The sequence below is a fragment of the Comamonas trifloxystrobinivorans genome (genome assembly GCF_043359985.1).
Classification (GTDB): domain Bacteria; phylum Pseudomonadota; class Gammaproteobacteria; order Burkholderiales; family Burkholderiaceae_C; genus Comamonas; species Comamonas trifloxystrobinivorans.
The window spans coordinates 1-3,094 of record NZ_JBHZGV010000039.1 but is presented as its reverse complement, the minus strand read 5'-3'; the positions used below and the strand labels follow the sequence as shown (position 1 = coordinate 3,094).

At 56.5% G+C, this 3,094-nt stretch carries 6 protein-coding genes and 1 tRNA gene; all 7 read right to left on the bottom strand.

The window, feature by feature from the left end:
- The coding region (locus tag ACFIQF_RS24585; RefSeq protein ID WP_393946278.1) for a hypothetical protein at positions 1-497 on the bottom strand (497 nt) is incomplete at its 3' end.
- Positions 490-1,305 carry a hypothetical protein gene (locus ACFIQF_RS24580; RefSeq protein ID WP_393946277.1) on the bottom strand — a complete coding sequence of 272 codons (816 nt, stop codon included), beginning with the start codon at positions 1,303-1,305 and terminating at the stop codon, positions 490-492. The genes ACFIQF_RS24585 and ACFIQF_RS24580, both read right to left, overlap by 8 nt.
- 129 nt (positions 1,306-1,434) lie before the next feature.
- Positions 1,435-1,581: a hypothetical protein gene (locus ACFIQF_RS24575; protein WP_393946276.1), complete on the bottom strand. Its 147-nt coding sequence runs from the start codon at positions 1,579-1,581 to the stop codon at positions 1,435-1,437.
- Between the two features lie 297 nt (positions 1,582-1,878).
- Positions 1,879-2,223 carry a hypothetical protein gene (locus ACFIQF_RS24570; protein ID WP_393946275.1) on the bottom strand — a complete coding sequence of 115 codons (345 nt, stop codon included), beginning with the start codon at positions 2,221-2,223 and terminating at the stop codon, positions 1,879-1,881.
- Positions 2,220-2,516 carry a hypothetical protein gene (locus tag ACFIQF_RS24565; RefSeq protein WP_393946274.1) on the bottom strand — a complete coding sequence of 99 codons (297 nt, stop codon included), beginning with the start codon at positions 2,514-2,516 and terminating at the stop codon, positions 2,220-2,222. The genes ACFIQF_RS24570 and ACFIQF_RS24565 overlap by 4 nt, the downstream gene beginning before the upstream one ends.
- Positions 2,500-2,757, bottom strand: coding sequence for a hypothetical protein (locus tag ACFIQF_RS24560; protein ID WP_393946273.1), 258 nt, complete (start codon positions 2,755-2,757; stop codon positions 2,500-2,502). Before ACFIQF_RS24560 ends, ACFIQF_RS24565 begins: the two co-directional genes overlap by 17 nt.
- 69 nt (positions 2,758-2,826) lie before the next feature.
- A tRNA-Arg gene (locus ACFIQF_RS24555) sits at positions 2,827-2,903 on the bottom strand.
- Positions 2,904-3,094: the final 191 nt, after the last annotated feature.

The window sequence follows — 3,094 nt, the reverse complement described above, 5'->3', positions numbered from 1 at the left end:
ACTACATGCATTTGCAGCGGCTCGTAGCCGATCAGCCGATCTGGCGTGTCCACCAGCGAGTAGTTGACCTCCCACTCGTCCGCATCCCACAGCATCATGTAGCCGCGCATCTGCCACTCGTAGAGCTTGTCCTCGCAATCTTTGACCCAGCCGGGGAACGTCTTTGCTGACCACGACGACTTGAGGTCGTGCCCACGTCTGCGCTCTGCGTCGTAGAGGTCGCACTCGCCAGTGATGAGGCCATTGCTGCGCCGCTCGGTGTTCTTCGCCAGCGACAGGCCACGAACCCGATTGAGCAGGGCTATGCTCTGGTCTTCGACTTCCAGGCCTTTTTCGATCTCCTTGCTGGAGAACTCGAAATCAATTCCAAAGATCTCCTGCTGGGCCAATTCGCGGATGTAGGTCTTGGCACCCACCGACAAAATTCCCTCTGCCTTGGTCTTAGGATCCGTCATGATCTTGCCCAGGCTTGAGCAGCGGATGAGGATCTCACGCATCTTGCGCCTCCTTGAGCTCTGCGCCGCGCTTCTGCACAGCTGTTGCGAATGCCGAATAGCCGTCTTTATCTCGGCTTGACTGAAAGAGTTTCACGCCTTCTTTCATGATCGCCCCCAGCTCGTCACGGTTCTTTGCTGCAGTGGCTTTGGCAATCCATTCGTCGCGGATCATCTGCAACTGAGACTGGCGTTCATCCTCGGCCAGATGGCGCACAAGCTCTGCATCCAAGTCCTCAAGGTCTTGACTGAACATGTCAGAGGCTGCGGTGACGTTCAAGACCATGGCGATCTTGGCGCGTTTGCAAGCCATCTTGAGAACCGTGTTGGCCAGGTCTGCAGGCTCTGTGCGGATCTGCTGCACCGTGTAATGCCCGCCAGCCTTACGCCCGAATTTCAGGCGTCGATGGGTTTCTGGCGTTGCGTCGAATTCCTCTTTGCACACCGCTTTGCGCCAACGGTACTTTTCTTCATCCGTTGAGCATTCGCCCAGGCCGGATCCAAGCGGCACACCGGTTGTCTGGTGCTCTCCAATGCAGTTCACCCGGTAGCGAATCACGCCGTTTGCAGACAGGTCGGATACCTCGTATTTGTCGGCAATGCGAAAGGTCATGCACAGAACCTCGGCCCCGGACTTGAGCAGTGTTGGTTTGTCGCCAGCGCCGGGAATAGCTCCGTAGTGCACGTTGGGCTTCATAACGGCTTGCATTACCTGCTGCACCGTCTTGGCATGGGCTACTACTTCGGCAGTCGGGTTCGCGCTCTTTGCGGGAACCATGCTGACTGCTTCAACTTCAACTACAGCGCTCATGGTTGTCTCTCCGTTGGGTTGGTCAAATTGCCATCTGCGTCTGAGCCACACAGCCCGCCAAAAGCACGACAGCGAGCAGCAATAAAAAAGGCGGCTTTCTGGGCCGCCCGAGTTGGAATGGTTGGTATGTCATTTCTTCTCCTGCATCGCAAGAAGTCGCTGCCATTTGGCAAACGTCTTGCGAATATCGGTGTTGTCTTTGTTGGTGTACTTGAGCGGCTTCTGGCCCGGAATAGGACAGAGTGAGCGGCTGGGCATGGTGAGCATTGGGGTCATGCGGGCCTCACTACAAATGCAGTTTTGACTGCCTCAGAATGAAGAAAAGCCGCATTGGTAGCGGCTTCGCGGGAGTGGAATGGGCGGCTCTCATAAGGTCCTAGTTTGTAGATGAACATGGGGACTCCTGCTCTACCTTAATGGATTGAACTGCGAAGGAATAGACTCGCTGCTGGCTCATGCTGCGCGAATCGCAGAATGCTTTGGCCATCTTCCTGGTGGCGAATAGCTTGTAAACGTGCCACTCATTGCTGCCAAACCATCGCAGTCGGCGGAAAACTGCATAAACACGCATCCCTATACCTCCTTGTGTTTGGCGAGAGTGTCGCAAACAGCGCGGGAGTAGGGCTCGTCGCTTTCGCCGTAGAACTTGCTAAGCGCCTGCCGCAACTCCCTATACCCCTCCAGCAGCTCCCGAGGGGATAGGCCGGATTCGTTGTGGACTGTTCCGGCTTCGGCGATGAGGCGGGCGTTTGACTTGGCTTCACGCTTATTCCTGCCGCGAACGCCGCCATCATCTCTGCGTGCACCAAAGATAACAACAGCGTGTCCGTCTGCATCGATTCCGGGCCACTGGGCGCTAGCGCAGCTGGCTTCGTAAACACCCCAAACTCCCGGCGTGGGTTTCAATTTCTCACTCATGCCGCACCTCCCGCCGCAATCTTTGCCCGCTCTGCCTGATAGCCTTCGGACAGCTCGCAGATTAGAGCTCCAAGTGCCTCATGCTGCCCGGCCTGCATCAAACCTGACACCTGGGCGCGGCCAGCAGGCCCAAGCTCCCCCAGCGCTTCGCAGAAGTTCTCCCAGTCGCTCGGGTCGAAGTCGGGCTCTTGTGCGATCTGCTGCCAGCGCATTTCGAAGTCGTCTGCACGGTCGCTTGCTCGTTGATTCTTGGCTGCTTGGGCTGCGGCCCATACATCAGATAGGTTGCTCATAGGGCACCTCCTTCAAGTTACCGAAGTCATCGATAACGCAATAGGTCTGGGCTCGCCACTGCTTGCCCATGGCGTCTGTGTGCGACTCGCCAACCACCCAGAAAGGCGAGCAAACATCATCGTGATGCCGGGTCATATCGGCGCGGCTCTCGTGGCCATCGCTCCACCAGTTGGAGTAGTTACCCAACCAGAAGTGGTCGTCCAACTTGTGGCGCACAAGGATTATCGGTTCATTCAGCATGAGCGTTCTCCCAAATAAAAAACCGCCCGTAGGCGGCAAATCCAGCGTGGTAGTGCTGGAGTGTGTTTGTGGTGCGTCATGAAGGATTTGAACCCTCAACCTACTGACTAGAATTCAGCTGCTCTATCCAGTTGAGCTAATGACGCGGGGTTTGTGAATAGATTGGCCAGGGTTGGCAGCATCTATGAATGGGGTGATGGTGGTCAGGGCCGCACGGGATTTTGCATAGCAGCCGCAAAGCCCGAAGGTATCGGCATAGTTCCAGCCGGCGCCGGTTCATTGACAACGTGCCACGCTTCTCAAGCGCATTCACCATCACAGATAGGGGCCGGTTGCT

Bases quoted from the DNA above. Each gene is read 5' to 3' on its own strand.
- ACFIQF_RS24570 (WP_393946275.1), bottom strand. From the start codon at position 2,223: ATGAGTGAGAAATTGAAACCCACGCCGGGAGTTTGGGGTGTTTACGAA.
- ACFIQF_RS24560 (WP_393946273.1), bottom strand. From the start codon at position 2,757: ATGCTGAATGAACCGATAATCCTTGTGCGCCACAAGTTGGACGACCAC.
- ACFIQF_RS24565 (WP_393946274.1), bottom strand. From the start codon at position 2,516: ATGAGCAACCTATCTGATGTATGGGCCGCAGCCCAAGCAGCCAAGAAT.
- ACFIQF_RS24580 (WP_393946277.1), bottom strand. From the start codon at position 1,305: ATGAGCGCTGTAGTTGAAGTTGAAGCAGTCAGCATGGTTCCCGCAAAG.
- ACFIQF_RS24575 (WP_393946276.1), bottom strand. From the start codon at position 1,581: ATGACCCCAATGCTCACCATGCCCAGCCGCTCACTCTGTCCTATTCCG.